A 15,581-nucleotide genomic window follows, 5' to 3' on the forward strand; every position below is an offset into this window, starting at 1 on the left:
AAACCCGGCCATGACGTACCATGACGTAAACAAGTTCCAAAAGCAGAAGCGCCCCGTAGGGCGCTTCGCTTGTTTGAGGCTTAAACGTTCGTCGGGCCGTTGCCGCGGCGCTTGGCCATGAAGGCGTCGAACTCCTCGCGATCCTTGGCGCGCTTCAGTTCCTCCACGAACTCACGGAAGGCGCGGGCCTCCTCGTCGAGCTTGCGGCGCTCCTCCTCGAGACGCTCCAGCTCGCTGCGGCGGTACTCGTCGAAGGCCGCATTGCCTGAGCTCGCATAGCCGAAGCCGCCGGTGGGGCGGCGCGATCCGAACAGGTCCTCAGCCGTGCGGCCGAAGGTGTCGCGGAAGAAGGCCCTCGCCTCGTCGTATTTCGGATATCCACACATTTTCCACACCAGATAGGCCAGCGCGAGCGGCCAGAACCAAATGAAGCCCAGGATGATGGCGACGATCTCCAGACCGCGTCGGGGTGAGCGCCCGCAGCGGCGGTGAGCGCCGGCATTCCAAGGTCCCGCATGAGGGCCCTGGTTCCAGGCGGTTGAAGCAGAGTCAGACATCGTAAGTCTCGCTATGTTAATGCTAACAACATTAACATGCGGATCGATTTTGGCGCTTTCAAGGGAGGTTTGTTCGATTTTTGGTAAGTCGAGGACAGCCCTGGAGAAGGCTTCCCATGAAGAAGGCTTTCCACGGAGAAGGGGAGAAGGCTTGGGGAACGGAAGCTCATCCAGCAGCCGTCAGCGGCCGGCCGTCCCAGGCTTGTCCTTCAGAGCGCCGTGGACCAGGGCGAGGACGCCTGCGCGAAGCAGCTCGTATTTGTCCGGTAAACCCGGACCTTTCGGAAGCTGGCCTGCGGCATCGAGGGTCGCGATGCCGTGAGAGAGGGCCCAGACCTCAAGGGCAATGAAACGGACATCCACGCCCTGGAAACCCTCGGGATAGGTCTTGGTGAGCGCCTCGACCAGATAGTCGAATGCCGTGGCCGGAGCGTTGGATTTGTCTGGGGGGCCTTTGCCCCACGGGCCGCAGCCTTCACCCTCCTGGGGCTTTGCTGAGAACATGGCCGTGTAGAAGCCCGGCTCCTGCTCGGCAAAGGCAAGATAGGCCTCGCCCATGCGGGTGAAGCGCTCCCGTGGCGTTCCCTCGCTTTGAAGCGCCTTCCCGAGCCGCTTGGCGAGCTCGTCGAACCCGCGGAAGGCCACTTCGGCCACCAGGGCCTCACGGCCCCGGAAGTGCCGGTAGAGGGCTGCGGGCGTGACGCCCACGAGCTTGGCGGCATCGGCCAGGGTGAATCCGCCAAGGCCGCGCTCGGCAATGAAGCGCTGCGCTGCCTCGATCAGCGCCTCTTTCAGATTGCCGTGGTGATAGCCCTGCCGATCGAACGGGCCGCGCCAATGCCGCATGATGGCTCCTTTGGACACTCCAAGAACCAATCTTAAGTCTCCGCTCCCCAAGTGGCTAGGGCGCAGGGCTCATGAAGGATGAACAACCACTTAGGCAAGAGGTTCGGAAAAGTTTGCGCAGAGAATTCCAAGAAGCGTCATCCCGGACGGCGAAGCCGATCCGGGATCCTCCGCCGAGTAAAGCGCCATACTCATCAGACGATCCCGGGGCTGCGCAGCAGAACCCGGGATGACCGCATGTCCGATGGCAACGACGCGACAACGCCACCCGTGACGTTTCTGCCTGGAACTGCCATATACGGCCCATGATCGATCATCCGACGCGCGATGTGGGCTTTGGCGTCTATGTCCATTGGCCCTTCTGCGCCTCCAAATGCCCCTATTGCGATTTCAACAGCCATGTCCGCCACCAGCCGGTGGATCAGGAGCGATTCTTGGCGGCCTTCAAGCGTGAGATCGCCCATACGGCAGCGCGTATTCCCGGTCGCACGGTCAGCAGCATCTTCTTCGGCGGCGGCACGCCCTCGCTCATGAAACCGGAGACCGTCGGCGCAATCCTCGATGCCATCGGCGGTGCTTGGCCGATTGACCCGAACGCCGAGGTCACGCTCGAGGCAAATCCAACCAGCGTCGAAGCTGAGCGCTTTCGCGGCTATCGTCATGCCGGCATCAACCGTGTGTCGCTGGGCGTGCAGGCGCTCAACGATCCGGACCTGCGCCGCCTCGGTCGCATGCATTCGGTTGAAGAGGCGCTCGCCGCGGTGAAGATTGCAGCGTCGATCTTCGACCGCTATTCCTTCGACCTCATCTACGCGCGTCCAGGCCACACGCCCGAAGCGTGGGCTCAAGAGCTCGAGCAGGCGATCGGCTACGCCGTGGAGCATCTTTCGCTCTATCAGCTCACCATCGAGCCCGGCACGTGGTTTCAGCGGCTGTTCGATGCGGGCAAGATCACCGTGCCGGACGAGGAGACGGGCCGCGCGCTTTACGACATCACGCAGGAAACCTGCGAGAAGCATGGGCTTCCGGGTTACGAGATTTCCAACCACGCCAGGCCCGGCGCGGAATCGCGGCATAATCTGCTCTACTGGCGTTACGGCGAATATGCCGGCATCGGCCCAGGCGCACACGGGCGTCTCGTCACCGGCAATGCGCGGCTTGCGACCTCGACCGAAAAACATCCCGAGACATGGCTCAACCATGTCGAGCGCGAGGGCCACGGCGTGATCGAGGAGGAGGTGCTCACCTCCGAGGCCGAGGGCGACGAATTCCTCCTCATGGGCCTTCGCCTGAAAGAAGGCATCGACCCGCGCCGCTACGAGGCGTTCACGGGGAGGCCGTTGAATGCGCGAGGGGTGAGCATTCTCGAAGAGGAAGGCCTCATCCGCATCGACGGCACGCGTCTTGCCGTGACGGAGAAGGGCTTTCCGGTGCTGAATGCGGTGATCGCGGAATTGGCGGCTTAATAAAGGTTTGCCCTGTCGTTCCGGGGCCGCGCAGCGGAGCCCGGAATCCATAAACACAACCTTTCAGGACAAAGCGGATGCCATGGCATCTGTCCTGCAGCAGTTGTCGTTATGGATCCCCGCCTTCGCGGGGATGACAGGGGGCGTGTTACACCCGCTTCACCTTCGACTCGATTGAATCCCACACCGTCACCGCAAGGTCAGGCCCGCCGAGGCGCTTGATGGCACGGATGCCGGTGGGGGCCGTCACGTTGATCTCGGTGAGATTGCCGTCGATCACGTCGATGCCGACGAGGATGAGGCCCATCCGCTTGAGATCCGGGCCGATGGTCTCGCAGATCTCGCGCTCGCGCGGCGTCAGATCGGTGGGCTTCGCAGCCCCGCCGCGCACCATGTTGGAACGGATATCATTGGCGGCCGGGACGCGGTTGATCGCGCCTGCCGCTTCGCCGTCGATGAGGATGATGCGCTTGTCGCCTTCCGTGATCTTCGGCAGGAAGCGCTGGATCACCCAGGGCTCGCGGAAGAGGGTGGAAAAAAGATCGTAGAGCGAGCCGAAATTCGGATCCTCGCGACCCACCTTGAACACGCTGGCGCCGCCATGTCCGTAGAGCGGCTTCATCACCACGTCGCCATGCTCGCGGCGAAACTCCTCGATTTCCGCCTTGTCGCGGGAGATCAGCGTCGGCGGCATGAGATGCGGGAACTGCGTGACGAAGATCTTTTCCGGCGCATTGCGCACATGCATGGGATCGTTCACCACGAGAGTCTTTGGGTGAATCCGTTCCAGGAAATGCGTGGCGGTGATGTATGCGAGGTCGAAAGGCGGGTCCTGACGCATGAGCACCGCGTCGACGGTCGAGAGATCGACTCGCTCCGGCTTGCCAAGCGTGAAGTGGTTGCCCTCCTCATCCCGCACCTCGATGGGGTCCACAAGCGCGACCACCTTGCCGTCATGCAGGGACAGGCGGTCGGGAGTGTAGTGCATGATCTGGTGACCTCGCCGTTGCGCCTCGAGCAGGAGCGCGAAGCCCGTATCGCCTGCGATCTTGATGCTGTTGATGTGATCCATCTGGATCGCAACGGTGAGGGTCATGATTGTGGTCTCCTGGCGCATCGTGCGGAAAAGTGGACCCGATTTTCCGCTGAAAACGATGTGCTACTCTAGAGAATGAGCATTTTTCGGCGAAGTGGTCCCGGTTCGCCATCAAAAATGCGGCACGGCAAGGAACGGAGCCGATTCCACACACGTGGAAACGGCTCCGATGAGGCGGGTTTATTGGACTGTTTCTTGAGGAAGGCAACTCTCGTGGTGCCGGAATGAACGAAAAAGAAGGAAGGGTGTTATTGAATAGCCTCGCGCCAGGCTTTCCCTGAACCCTTGCGGGTAAGCCCAAGCTCCCTCATCTGATAGGTCATGTCACGCCGCGCCCTCCTCATCATCAACGCCAAGAGCCGAAGCGGCGAATCCCAGACCAGAGCGGCCATCAAGGCCCTTGAGTCCCACGGAATCGAGCCCGTTCATGTGGAATGCGGACGGCGAGAAGACCTGTCGCCTCTCATCGTGAAGAATCGCGAAGGGGTGGATTTCGCCGTTGTCGGCGGAGGCGATGGAACGCTGAATGCGGCTGCTTTCGGTGTGATCGAGGCCGGCCTGCCGCTCGGCATCCTGCCTCTGGGAACAGCGAACGACCTGGCCCGGACCTTGGAAATCCCCTTCGATCTCGATGGTGCCGCACAGGTCATTGCCGATGGGCATACCCGCAGGATCGATCTGGGCGTCGTCAATGGCCAGCCTTTCTTCAACGTGGCGAGCCTCGGCCTCTCGGCGGAACTCGCGCAGCAACTGACCCATGACATCAAGCGCCGCTTTGGTCGGCTCGGCTATGCGCTCGTGGCCATGAAGGTGCTGGCACAGGCCAAGCCTTTTCGCGCGACGATCACGAGCGAAACCGAATCCGTGCGCGTGCGGACGTTGCAGATCGCCGTCGGCAATGGGCGCTTCTATGGTGGCGGCAATGCGGTGGAGAAGGATGCGGCCATCGACGATCAGCACCTCGATCTCTACAGCCTGGAATTCGAGCGCGCCTGGAAGCTCGCCTTCATGGCGCGCTCGTTCCGTTATGGGGAACACGGCGCCTGGAGCGAGGTGCGGGCGATCCGCGCCAAGGAGTTCGACATCCGCACAAGACGGTCGAGACCGATCAATGCGGATGGCGAGATCGTGACCCGGACGCCTGCGCATTTCTCCATCAGGCCCTGCGCCGTTACTGTGTTTGCACCTTAGCGGCGGCCACAACGGACGGCATCCTCGATGCTGCCATGCCCGAGGCCGATATCATGGAGCGTGGCATCGTCCAGGGCTGCGACCTCCCGCATGGCACGGCGGATGCGGATTTCGCGCATGACGGCCGAAAAGAAGTTCTTGAGGCCGGCAGGGCGGGGCGCCGAGGTCTCATAAGTTTCCGAGCAGGTGTTCGAAAAGGCTGACATAGCGCTCTCCTTGAGTTGATGAGGAGAGTATGGGGCTGCCACTTGCATAAGTGAAACGAATGTTCATTATATTGAGAATAATGATCCGTTATGGAGAGGGTCCATGCCCTACAATCTCGATGTCAGCCTTTTGAGGGCGTTCGTCGCCGTCGTGGACATGGGCGGCATGACCGCGGCCTCGGGGGTCCTCAATCTCACTCAGGCGGCGGTGAGCCAGCAGATCAAGCGGCTCGAGGAGACCTTGGGCGAGGAGCTCATCACCCGCGATCGGCGAGGGATGACCCTGACGAGCGCGGGCGAGCGGCTGTTCGGGCGCGCCAAGCGCCTGCTCGCCATGAACGACGAAATCTGGACCGAAATGACGACGCCGGAATTCGAGGGCGAAATCCGCCTCGGGATCCCGAGCGACATCATCACCACCTATCTGCCCACCTTCCTGAAGAGCTTCGCGCGCAGCTACCCGCGCGTGCAGATCTCGCTCAACAGCGGCTCGAGCGCCGAGCTTCGCGGGAAGCTTGCGTCCGGCAGGGTCGATGTGGTGATGGCGACCGAACTCACCTGCGATGCAGAAGGAGAGAACCTCGTGATGGATCGTCTCGTGTGGGTTGGCGCGCGGGGAGGCGAGGCGGCGTGGAAACGTCCGCTGCCGGTCTCCATCGGCTGCTCCGATTGCGCTTTTCGCGCACCGGTCCGTGAGGCTTTGCAGAAGGCCGGTATCGAATGGCGCTCGGTGTTCGATTCCACCAATACATCGGCGCAGGTTGCGACCGTTGCCGCCGATACGGCCGTGATGGCATGGATGGCATCGACCGTGCCGAGCAATCTGGAAGTGCTGGGGCCCGATACCGGCCTGCCGCTGCTTCCGCCTTTCATGGTCAATCTCTACCTGCCGAAAGGTGGCGGCAATCACATCGTGCAGGAAATGGCGCGGTTCATCCGGGACGCGGTGCGTGATCCTCGCAAGATCGCGGCTTAAGAAATCGCAAGCTCGAATGCCGACACGATGTGCTGCGGCCACCGCTTCGGCGCGATGAACACCGCATCCGCCCGCCATGTCTTTCCTTGCGCGTGAGGATGGCGTGCAAGCCATGCCCGCACGGCGCGGGAGAAGCGCTGGCGCTTGATCGCGGTGATGGACGACAGGGCATCGTCCATGAGCCCGCGCGCCTTTACCTCGACAAACACGATGGTGTCGCCGCGCGCCATGACGAGATCGATCTCGCCCCCCGCAGCCGCATAGCGGCGGGCGAGCGGACGGTAGCCTTTCGCAAGCAGGAACAGCAGCGCAACCCACTCGGCATAGTGGCCGCGCAGGAACGTTGCGCGTCGACGTTCGAGAGCTGATTCCACGCGAGTGGAATCAGCTCTCTTCTTTGTCGTGGCGCATTTTCTCGCGGCGAACCGGAACCACTTCGCCGGAAAATGCTTGCGCGCCGTCTTCATGCGTCCCGTTTCGCGAGTTCGAGAGCGCGGGCATAGACCTCGCGCTTCGGCAGGCCGAGATCTGCCGCGACGAGAGCCGCTGCATCCTTGATGGAATGGTTCTTCAAGGCTGCTTCGAGCTTGGCGTCGAGGGCGGCGTCGGCTTTTTCCGCATGCATCTCTTTCGTCGCTTCGCCGATCAGCACCACGATCTCGCCCTTCGGCGGACCTTCTTCCGCAAACTGCGCGGCGAGTTCCGGCAAGGTGCCGCGCCGGATCGTCTCGAACATCTTCGTGAGTTCGCGCGCCACGACCGCCTGCCGTTCACCGAGAATGGCGGCCGCGTCGGCCAGCATTTCAGGCAGGCGGTGCGGCCCTTCGAACAGCATCAGCGTGCCGGGGATCGAGGCGAGTTCCGCGAGTCTCGTCCGGCGCGCCGCGCTCTTCGGCGGCAGGAAACCTTCGAAGAAAAAGCGGTCCGTGGGCAGACCCGAGGCGACAAGGGCCGTGAGTACGGCGGAAGGGCCGGGAATGGGCGTCACCGGCAATCCTTCTTCGATGGCGGTCTGCACGAGCTTGTAGCCGGGATCCGACACGAGCGGCGTGCCGGCATCCGACACCAGCGCCAGAGCCTGGCCCTCGCGGATGCGGTGGACCATGCGCTCGCGCACGGCGTCGTTGGAATGTTCGTGATAGGCCACCAGCGGCGTGGTGATGCCGTAATGGGCGAGCAGCGTCTTCGTGACCCGCGTGTCTTCGGCCAGGATCGCGTCCGCCGCCGCCAGCACGTTCAGCGCCCGGAAGGACACGTCCTGCAGGTTGCCGATGGGGGTCGCGACCACGTAAAGGCCGGGCGTCAGGGGCTTGGCCTCGGCGGCAAGGCCGAAGGCGGTGAAGGTGGCGGTCCGTTCGCCCGGCTCACGCCGCCGGGTCCGGTTGTCGATTCTCTGTGTCATCACCTGTTATTCTCGCATGAATGCCCCGGCCGGCGGAAGAAGCCTTGGCTTCCCGTCCTGCCGGTCTTGGAAACAATGTTTACCTTTTCGTGCCAAGGTTGGCCGCATGTCCGATGAGCTGTTTCCAAAAGGGGGTGGAGATGGCGTCTCTTTCCGGGGCTATGGAGCAGGGCTGGCCGAGCCGGGCGGTCTTGGCTGTCATGTTGACAGGCGCACTCGCGCTGTCCGGATGCGTCGGAGCAGGCCCGACGCGGCAAACGCGGAAGGCGAGCCGACCCGCCCCGCAATCTGCGCCCTCTCAGCCCGTCTATAACGCCGATCTCCCTCCAGAGGACACTCCTGTCGGCCAGATCCAGGCCGCCCCGATGCAGGCCGCCCCTGTGGGCCCTGTGCCGGTTCAGATGCGTGGCACGACCCTCGGAAACGGCCCTGTGAAGGTCGCGCTGATCCTCCCGCTTTCCGCCCCTGGCCAGGGCTCCCTGGTGGCGCAGAGCATGCGCAACGCCGCGGATCTCGCCCTCAGCGAGTTCCAGGGCTCCGATCTCACCCTTCTCGTCAAGGACGATCGCGGCACGCCGGAAGGTGCGCAGGAAGCGGCGAGCCAGGCCGTTGCGGAAGGAGCCCAGCTCATCCTCGGTCCGCTCTTTGCCGGTTCCGTCCAGGCGGCGGGGCAGGTGACGCGCCAGGTGGGCAAGCCGCTCATCGGCTTCTCCTCCGACCGCGCCGCGGCCGCGCAGGGCGTCTATCTCCTGAGCTTCATGGTGCAGGCGGAGGTCGACCGCATCGTTGCCTTTGCGGCTGCGCAGAACCGCCGCTCCGTGGCCGCCCTGATCCCGGAGACGGCTTATGGCCGCGTGGCGGAGGCGCAGCTGCGAGACTCTGCTGCGGAAAACGGCATCCGCCTCGTCGCCGTCGAGCGCTATCCCGCCGGACAACCGCAGGAGGCCGTTCAACGCTTGGCGCGGGTGATCGGCGGGCTCGCGCCGCAGGCCAATGCGCTGTTCATTCCTGAGAACGGTGATGGATTGCCCGCCGTCGCGCAGGCGCTCCAGATGGTTCGCTTCAATGCCCAGCAGGTCAAGCCGCTCGGCACCGGTGTATGGGACGAGGCGCGCGTGTTCGGGCTGCCGACGCTTCAGGGCGGCTGGTTTGCCGCGCCGGACAAAAGGGGCTTCATGGATTTTGCCGCGCGCTATCGTGCGCGTTTCAACAGCGACCCGGTGCGTCTCGCAACGCTCTCGTACGATGCGGTGACGCTTGCCGCTGCGCTCGCCCGCATGCAGGGGCCGCAGGCCTTCAACGACAGCGTGCTGACGAATGGATCGGGCTTTGCCGGTGCCGACAGCGTGTTCCGCTTCAACCCCAACGGCACCAATGACCGCGCTCTGACCGTTCAGGAAATCCGGGGCGGCACGGCTGTCGTGATCAACGCCGCGCCGCGGACCTTGATGGCGAACAACTGATCGCATCAATAAGCTCTCACCGTCATGGCCGGGCTTGTCCCGGCCATCCCGATCTGAAAGGCGTTGCGCCTCACCGAAGCGAGATCACCGGCACAAGGCCGGTGATGACAAGGGAGACTTGCAGGATGAAGCGCAAGCGGATGAGGACCGTTTCTCTTACTTGCGCGTCAGCACCGCGCTCAGATTCGGTTTGTTGTTGAGGGTCTGGAACACCACGCAATAGCGCTCGGTCAGCTTGAGCAGCTGATCGATCTTCTCCTGCGGCGCATCCGTGTCCACCTCGAAGGAGAGGCGGATGTCCCTGAAGCCGACCGGTGCTGTCTTGTCGACGCCGAGCGTGCCGCGGAAATCGAGATCGCCCTCGGCCTTCACGGCGCCGTGGCGCAGATCGATCTCGAGAGCGGTCGCGACGGCTTTCAGCGTCACGCCCGCGCAGGCGACGAGCGCTTCGAGCAGCATGTCACCGGAGCACAGCTCCGCGCCGGAGCCGCCGGTCGCCGGGTGAAGACCCGCGACGGCAAGCGCGCGGCCGGTCTCGACCTTGCAGGCGATGTGCTGGTCATCCAGCGTGCCCTGCGCCTTCAGCGTGATGACGGCAGATTCCGGATTGCTGCGATATTGATCCTTCAGCGGTGCCTGCAGAGCGCGCAGTTCGGTCGAGTCCATGATGCCTGTCCTTAAATGATCTACCACCACAATGCGGCAGCCTGCCGGTCGCGTTCCCGCTGCGGCTGCTGTTGAGATGGGTTGAGGGAATGATCGAGCGCCGTCAAGACGCGGCGCACCGAATTCTCGAAAGGAAGGCCCGTCTTGTCGCGCGGGCGCGACAGCGTGAGGGGCAATTCATCGAAGATGCGGCCGGGTTTCGGCTGCATGACGACGGCGCGATCCGCGAGCGTCACGGCCTCCTGCACATCGTGCGTCACGAGAACGACGGTCGGGCGCGTTTCCTCCCACAATCCGAGCAGGTGCTCATGCAGGCTCGCGCGGGTGAAGGCATCGAGCGCGGAGAAGGGCTCATCCAGCAGAAGCACTTTCGGGTTGGTTACGAAGGCCCGGGCAATCGCCACGCGCTGCTGCTGTCCGCCGGAGAGATCGCGCGGCCAGCGCTTGGCGTGCTCGGACAGGCCGACCTTGCCGAGCGCATGCTCGACGCGCGCTTTGCGCTCGTTCGCGCCGATGTGCTCGAGACCGAAGGCAATGTTGTCGAAAACCGACAGCCATGGCAGCAGGCGCGGCTCCTGGAATACGATGCCGACGGAAGGGTGCGGACCGGAGAGCACTTCGCCGTCGAGCCGGATCGCGCCGGCGCTTGCGCGGTCAAGACCGGCGATCAGGCGCAGCAACGTCGTTTTACCGCAGCCCGATCCGCCGATCAGCGAGACGATCTCGCCTTCGCGGACGGAGAGGTTGATGTCGAAGAGTGCGCGTGTGCCGTCGGCATAAGTTTTGGAGAGGTGTTCGAGTTCGAGCATCAGAGCCTCTCCCGCACGGTGTCCTGCCAGCGCACGAGCGGCTTGGTGAGAAGAACGAGCAGGCTGTCCGCGAGCTTGCCGAGAAGCGCGAAGGCGATGATGGCGGCAAGGATCTGATCGGGCTTGCCCATCTGCTGTCCGTCGACGAGCAGATAGCCGAGACCCTCGGAGGCGCCCATGAATTCGGCCGCAACCACGAACATGAAGCCGAGGCCCAGTCCTGAGCGCAGCGCGATCACCGCCTCGGGCAGAACGGCAGGGAGCAGAATGCGCTTGGCGAGCTTGAAGCGCGAGAGGCGGAATACCTGGCCCACTTCCACGAGCTTGCGGTCGACGGAGAGGATCGCGCCGGCAATGCCGAGATAGACGGGGAAGAACACGCCGACCGCGATCAGCGCCACTTTCGAGGCTTCGAAAATGCCGAGCCAGAGAATGAAGAGCGGCACCCAGGCGATCGAAGGAATGGCGCGGAGCGCCTGAAGCGTCGGATCGAGCAGGCGGCGAGCCGTTTCGCTGGAACCGGAGAGCGCACCGAAGACGATGCCGGCGACGGCGCCGATGACGAAGCCGGTGAGGACGCGCCAGAGCGTGGTCCAGACATGCGTCCAGAGTTCGCCTGTCTCGGCCAACGACCAGAGCGTGGCGAAGATGCGGCTCGGCGGCGGGACGAGGCGGCCCTGCGCGAGGCCGAAGCGCACCGCGGCTTCCCAGAGAAGCGCCACGGCGATGGGTAATAAAAAGCCGAGAAGGATGCGCCAGTCGAAGGCGCGCCGCTTCTCGGCAAGGGAAGGGGCCGCGAGAGCGGCGGCACCCTGTTGGGAGGACCAGGCGGAAGCTGCGATTTCGCCTGTCACGGCGCTCTCCCGTGATGAAGTCATTAGCGAGCCGCTGTGGCGAAGCGGCGGTCGATGAGAGCATCGACGGTCGCCTGCACATTCGTGTCGGCGGGCACCACTCCGGCCTGCTGCAGGGCAAGGCCCGCGGCGATGATCGTGTCAGCCTGCGGCTGGCCGATGGTGGAATGCGTGAGTTCCGTGCGCTGCAGCTGACGCTCGATCACCGCCTCCGGAAGCTTGGTGTAGGTGACGAGAGTCTTCTTCAGCTCCTGCGGGTTGGCGAGAGCATATTGGCGGGCTTCTTCGTAGGCCTTCAGCACGCGGCTCACGAGAGCCGGATTGTCCTTCGCGAAAGCCTCCGACACGTTCAGCACACCCCAGGTGTTGGCACCCGCGTTGCGATAGAAGAGCTTCGCGCCGCTTTCTTCTTCAGCAGCCGCCATCATCGGGTCGAGACCAGCCCAGGCATCCACGTCGCCGCGCTCGAGAGCCGTGCGGCCATCGGGATGCTGAAGCAGAACGAGCTTCACGTCCTTCTCGGTGAGCTTGGCTTCCTGCAGGGCGCGCACCAGGAAGATGTGCGGATCGGTGCCGCGGGTGACGGCGATGCGCTTGCCCTTCAGGTCCTCGACCTTGGTGATGCCCGTGTCCTTGCGGGTGACGAGGGCGGTCCATTCGGGGCGGGAATAGACGTAGATCGATTTGATCGGATTGCCGTTGATCTTGGCGATCAGGGCGGCGGCGCCTGCGGTGGAGCCGAAATCGATGGAGCCGGCATTGAGGAACTCAAGGGCCTTGTTGGAGCCGAGCGACTGCACCCAGCGGACGGTGATGCCGTCCTTCTCCAGTTCCTTTTCCAGGAATCCTTTGTCCTTCAGGACGAGGCTCACCGGATTGTAGGTGGCGAAATCGATTTTGATCTCCTTGACCTGCGCGAAGGCGCCGGTGGCGAAGGAGGTCAGGCCGGTCGCAAGGGAGGCGGCGAGGAGGAGGCGGCGTGTCAGGCTCATGTCTTTCATCCCATGTTTGGCGCATGGGAGCTTGAACCTGTGGTTCTCAAGGCGCCCGGCGCTTTAGCTGTACTTGTTTCGCGCCCGCAAGCTGCATGCTCAAATCGGCGCGTGTTCTTTTTATGGAACGATTAGTTTTTCCAGTCAAACGAAATTTCATATAAAGAACACTCTATCCGTCTTACCGGATAAGTCGAGTCCTCCCTTGGGGGGAGGCCTCGGGAGTGATAAGCCAGAACGAGTTTCGACGATGGTTGTTCCATGCCGCTCCAGACCCCTGATGCTATCCTGACGGCTCTCGGCGACAAGCCGCTCCGCGATGCGGGGGAGTTGCGGGCCAGGCTCGTGCCCGAACTCAAGCTCTACCTTGAAGAGGGAAGGGCGAGGGGGGAGCAGCAGCTTCTCGATGCCCAGGACGGCCTTGTCTGCGCCAAGTATCTCTCGACGCATATGGACGATCTGGTCCAGCTCGTGCACGACGCGGTGGTGCGGCACCTCTATCCTGCCGAGAACCCGTCATCGGGCGAGCGCATCGCCGTAGTGGCGACCGGCGGCTACGGACGCGGAACGCTGGCGCCGGGCTCGGATGTCGATCTGCTTTTTCTCCTTCCCTACAAGCAGACCGCATGGAGCGAGAGTGTCGTCGAGGGAATCCTCTATGTGCTGTGGGACCTCAAGCTCAAGGTCGGTCACGCCACCCGCTCGGTGGAGGACTGCATTCGCGAGTCCAGAGCCGACATGACGATCCGCACGGCGCTCCTCGAAGCTCGCTTCCTCTTTGGCGACAAAGCCTTATTCGACGATCTCGTGCAGCGCTTCGACAAGGAGATCGTCGCGACATCCGCCGCGGAATTCGTGGACGCGAAACTGAAGGAACGCGATGCGCGCGTGGCGAAGGCCGGGGCGTCGCGTTACCTCGTCGAGCCCAACGTGAAGGACGGCAAGGGTGGGCTTCGCGACCTCAACACGCTCTTCTGGATCGGCAAATACGTCTATCAGGTGAAGAAGCCGAAGGAGCTCGTGAAGGCGGGCCTCTTCACGCCCGAGGAGTTCAAGCTCTTCCAGCGCTGCGAGGAGTTTCTGTGGCGCGTGCGCTGCCATATGCATTTCGCAACCGGTCGCGCCGAGGAGCGCCTCACCTTCGACCTGCAGCGCGTCATCGCCGAGCGCATCGGTTTCACGCCGCGCAGCGGCTTGTCCTCGGTCGAGCGCTTCATGAAGGCTTACTTCCTCATCGCCAAGGACGTGGGTGACCTGACCGCCATCGTCTGCGCGGAGCTCGAGGCACGCCAGACGAAGAAGCGGCCCATGCTCGATCGGATGCTCGGACGCTTCCGCCGTCGCCGTGGCGGCGCGCTCGCGGGGAACGACTTCATCATCGACAATAACCGCATCAACGTGAAGAACGAGGATGTGTTCGGACGCGATCCCGTCAACCTGATCCGCCTGTTCTGGCTGGCGGACAAGCATAATCTGGCCATTCATCCCGACGCCACGCGGCTTGCCACGCGTTCGTTGAAGCTCATCGGGCAGAACCTCCGCCGCGACCCCGAGGCGAACAAGCTCTTCCTCGACATCATCACCTCCAAGAATGCTCCGGAGGTGGTTTTAAGACACATGAACGAGGCGGGCGTGCTCGGCCGCTTCATTCCCGATTTCGGCCGCATCGTCGCGATGATGCAGTTCAACATGTATCATCACTATACGGTGGACGAGCATCTCATCCGCTCCATCGGTGTGCTCACGGAAATCGAGGCGGGTCAGCTCGGCGGCGAGCATCCGCTCGCCCATCAGATTTTCAGTACGATCAAGAACCGCCGCGCACTCTATGTCGCCGTGTTCCTGCACGATATCGCCAAGGGGCGCCCGGAGGATCATTCGACTGCGGGCGCCGCAATCGCGCGCAAGCTCGGCCCGCGCTTCGGGTTGACGGATGCGGAAACGGATACCGTGGCGTGGCTTGTCGAGCATCACCTGCTCATGTCGAACACGGCGCAGAGCCGCGATCTGTCGGACCCCTCCACCATCAAGAGCTTCGCCGATGTGGTGCAGACCATGGAGCGGTTGAAGCTTCTTCTCGTGCTCACGATCGCGGACATCAAGGCCGTAGGCCCCGGCACATGGACGGGCTGGAAGGGCCAACTGCTGCGCACGCTCTATTACGAAACCGAAGTGCTGCTCGGCGGTGGCGCGGCGGATGTCGCGCGCTCGGATCGCGTGCGCTTTGCGCAGGAACAGCTGCGCACAGCGCTTCCTGATTGGTCGGACGCGGAATTCGAGCAATATGCGGCGCGCCACACGCCGGCCTATTGGCTGAAGACTGATGATGAGCGGCGCGTGAAGCAGGCGCATTTCGTGCGCGCCGCCGAGAGAGATGGACGCACGGTCACCACCTGCTACGAAACCGATCACTTCCGCGGTGTCACCGAACTGACGGTCCTCTCGCCCGACCATCCGCGTCTGCTCGCCATCGTCACCGGCGCCTGCGCGGCGGCGGGCGGCAACATCGTGGATGCGCAGATCTTCACGACCACGGACGGCATGGCGCTCGACACTATCGTACTCTCGCGCGCCTTCGATCGGGATGAGGACGAGCTGCGCCGCGCGGAGCGTGTGGCCAAGGCCATCGAGCGGGCGCTGAAGGGAGAGGTGAAGATTGCCGATCTCGTGGAGAGCAAGCGGCCGTCCAAGCCTCCTTCACGGGCCTTCAACGTGCCGCCCGAAGTCATCATCGACAACTCTCTGTCGAGCCGCCAGACCGTCATCGAGATCTCCGGGCTCGACAGGCCGGGCCTGCTCTACGATCTCACGACGGCGCTCGGAAAGCTCAACCTCAACATCGCCTCCGCCCATATCGTGACCTTCGGCGAGAAGGCGGTGGACGTGTTCTATGTGACGGATCTGACGGGCACCAAGGTGACCCATGCCGGCCGCCAGGCCACGATTCGCCGGACCCTGCTCGATGTGTTCAAGACCGAGGAAGCGGAGCAGCCCCAGAAGCGGAGCGCTTGATTTGTGAGCGCTTCGACCTGATATGTGCCCTGACCCTTTCCCTAT

At 63.4% G+C, this 15,581-nt stretch carries 15 protein-coding genes and 1 riboswitch; of the genes, 5 read left to right on the forward strand and 10 right to left on the reverse strand.

Annotated features, from left to right (window positions below; genetic code table 11):
- Positions 1-80 precede the first annotated feature (80 nt).
- Positions 81-557, reverse strand: coding sequence for a DUF2852 domain-containing protein (locus ACUXUR_RS09965; protein ID WP_445502197.1), 477 nt, complete (start codon positions 555-557; stop codon positions 81-83).
- A gap of 180 nt (positions 558-737) precedes the next feature.
- Complete coding sequence (locus ACUXUR_RS09970) at positions 738-1,403, reverse strand: TetR/AcrR family transcriptional regulator (RefSeq protein WP_445502198.1); 666 nt, start codon at positions 1,401-1,403, stop codon at positions 738-740.
- Between the two features lie 305 nt (positions 1,404-1,708).
- Here ACUXUR_RS09970 and hemW point away from each other — a divergent pair, with 305 nt between their 5' ends.
- Entirely contained in the window at positions 1,709-2,869 is a 1,161-nt protein-coding gene (gene hemW / locus ACUXUR_RS09975) for a radical SAM family heme chaperone HemW (RefSeq protein WP_445502199.1), read from the forward strand.
- 148 nt (positions 2,870-3,017) lie between these two features.
- On the opposite strand, the gene gshB is transcribed toward hemW, so the two are convergent.
- Positions 3,018-3,965 carry a glutathione synthase gene (gshB, locus tag ACUXUR_RS09980; RefSeq protein WP_445502200.1) on the reverse strand — a complete coding sequence of 316 codons (948 nt, stop codon included), beginning with the start codon at positions 3,963-3,965 and terminating at the stop codon, positions 3,018-3,020.
- A 321-nt stretch (positions 3,966-4,286) separates the two neighbouring features.
- On the opposite strand from gshB, the gene ACUXUR_RS09985 reads away from it, so the two are divergent.
- Positions 4,287-5,156: a lipid kinase gene (locus ACUXUR_RS09985; protein WP_445502201.1), complete on the forward strand. Its 870-nt coding sequence runs from the start codon at positions 4,287-4,289 to the stop codon at positions 5,154-5,156.
- Here ACUXUR_RS09985 and ACUXUR_RS09990 read toward each other — a convergent pair.
- Positions 5,153-5,362, reverse strand: coding sequence for a YjiS-like domain-containing protein (locus ACUXUR_RS09990; RefSeq protein WP_445502202.1), 210 nt, complete (start codon positions 5,360-5,362; stop codon positions 5,153-5,155). The two genes, ACUXUR_RS09985 and ACUXUR_RS09990, sit on opposite strands and share 4 nt — an antisense overlap.
- Before the next feature lie 103 nt (positions 5,363-5,465).
- On the opposite strand from ACUXUR_RS09990, the gene ACUXUR_RS09995 reads away from it, so the two are divergent.
- On the forward strand, positions 5,466-6,338 hold the full coding sequence (locus ACUXUR_RS09995; protein ID WP_445502203.1) for a LysR family transcriptional regulator: 873 nt from the start codon (positions 5,466-5,468) through the stop codon (positions 6,336-6,338).
- On the opposite strand, the gene ACUXUR_RS10000 is transcribed toward ACUXUR_RS09995, so the two are convergent.
- The gene (locus ACUXUR_RS10000) at positions 6,335-6,712 is read right to left on the reverse strand and encodes a YraN family protein (RefSeq protein ID WP_445502204.1); all 378 of its coding nucleotides are present in this window, start codon (positions 6,710-6,712) and stop codon (positions 6,335-6,337) included. The two genes, ACUXUR_RS09995 and ACUXUR_RS10000, sit on opposite strands and share 4 nt — an antisense overlap.
- Positions 6,713-6,801: 89 nt before the next feature.
- Positions 6,802-7,740, reverse strand: a complete 939-nt coding sequence (rsmI, locus tag ACUXUR_RS10005) for a 16S rRNA (cytidine(1402)-2'-O)-methyltransferase (protein WP_445502205.1) — start codon at positions 7,738-7,740, stop codon at positions 6,802-6,804.
- A 140-nt stretch (positions 7,741-7,880) separates the two neighbouring features.
- Between rsmI and ACUXUR_RS10010 the strand changes: the two genes are divergently transcribed.
- On the forward strand, positions 7,881-9,203 hold the full coding sequence (locus tag ACUXUR_RS10010; protein ID WP_445502206.1) for a penicillin-binding protein activator: 1,323 nt from the start codon (positions 7,881-7,883) through the stop codon (positions 9,201-9,203).
- Between the two features lie 156 nt (positions 9,204-9,359).
- On the opposite strand, the gene ACUXUR_RS10015 is transcribed toward ACUXUR_RS10010, so the two are convergent.
- From ACUXUR_RS10015 to ACUXUR_RS10030, 4 genes are read right to left on the reverse strand one after another with little or no spacing between them, the layout of a single operon-like run.
- Positions 9,360-9,869, reverse strand: a complete 510-nt coding sequence (locus ACUXUR_RS10015) for an OsmC family protein (protein ID WP_445502207.1) — start codon at positions 9,867-9,869, stop codon at positions 9,360-9,362.
- Positions 9,870-9,889: 20 nt separating this feature from the next.
- A complete protein-coding gene (locus tag ACUXUR_RS10020; RefSeq protein ID WP_445502208.1) occupies positions 9,890-10,678 on the reverse strand; it encodes an ABC transporter ATP-binding protein in 789 nt (262 codons plus the stop codon).
- Positions 10,678-11,532, reverse strand: a complete 855-nt coding sequence (locus tag ACUXUR_RS10025) for an ABC transporter permease (RefSeq protein ID WP_445502209.1) — start codon at positions 11,530-11,532, stop codon at positions 10,678-10,680. The genes ACUXUR_RS10020 and ACUXUR_RS10025 overlap by 1 nt, the downstream gene beginning before the upstream one ends.
- Positions 11,533-11,555: 23 nt before the next feature.
- Complete coding sequence (locus tag ACUXUR_RS10030) at positions 11,556-12,524, reverse strand: aliphatic sulfonate ABC transporter substrate-binding protein (RefSeq protein WP_445502210.1); 969 nt, start codon at positions 12,522-12,524, stop codon at positions 11,556-11,558.
- A gap of 43 nt (positions 12,525-12,567) precedes the next feature.
- Positions 12,568-12,645: riboswitch (SAM riboswitch) on the reverse strand.
- Positions 12,646-12,785: 140 nt separating this feature from the next.
- Between ACUXUR_RS10030 and ACUXUR_RS10035 the strand changes: the two genes are divergently transcribed.
- The gene (locus tag ACUXUR_RS10035; protein WP_445502211.1) at positions 12,786-15,536 is read left to right on the forward strand and encodes a [protein-PII] uridylyltransferase; all 2,751 of its coding nucleotides are present in this window, start codon (positions 12,786-12,788) and stop codon (positions 15,534-15,536) included.
- The last annotated feature ends 45 nt before the right edge of the window (positions 15,537-15,581 follow it).

Source organism: Microvirga medicaginis, from assembly GCF_052658925.1.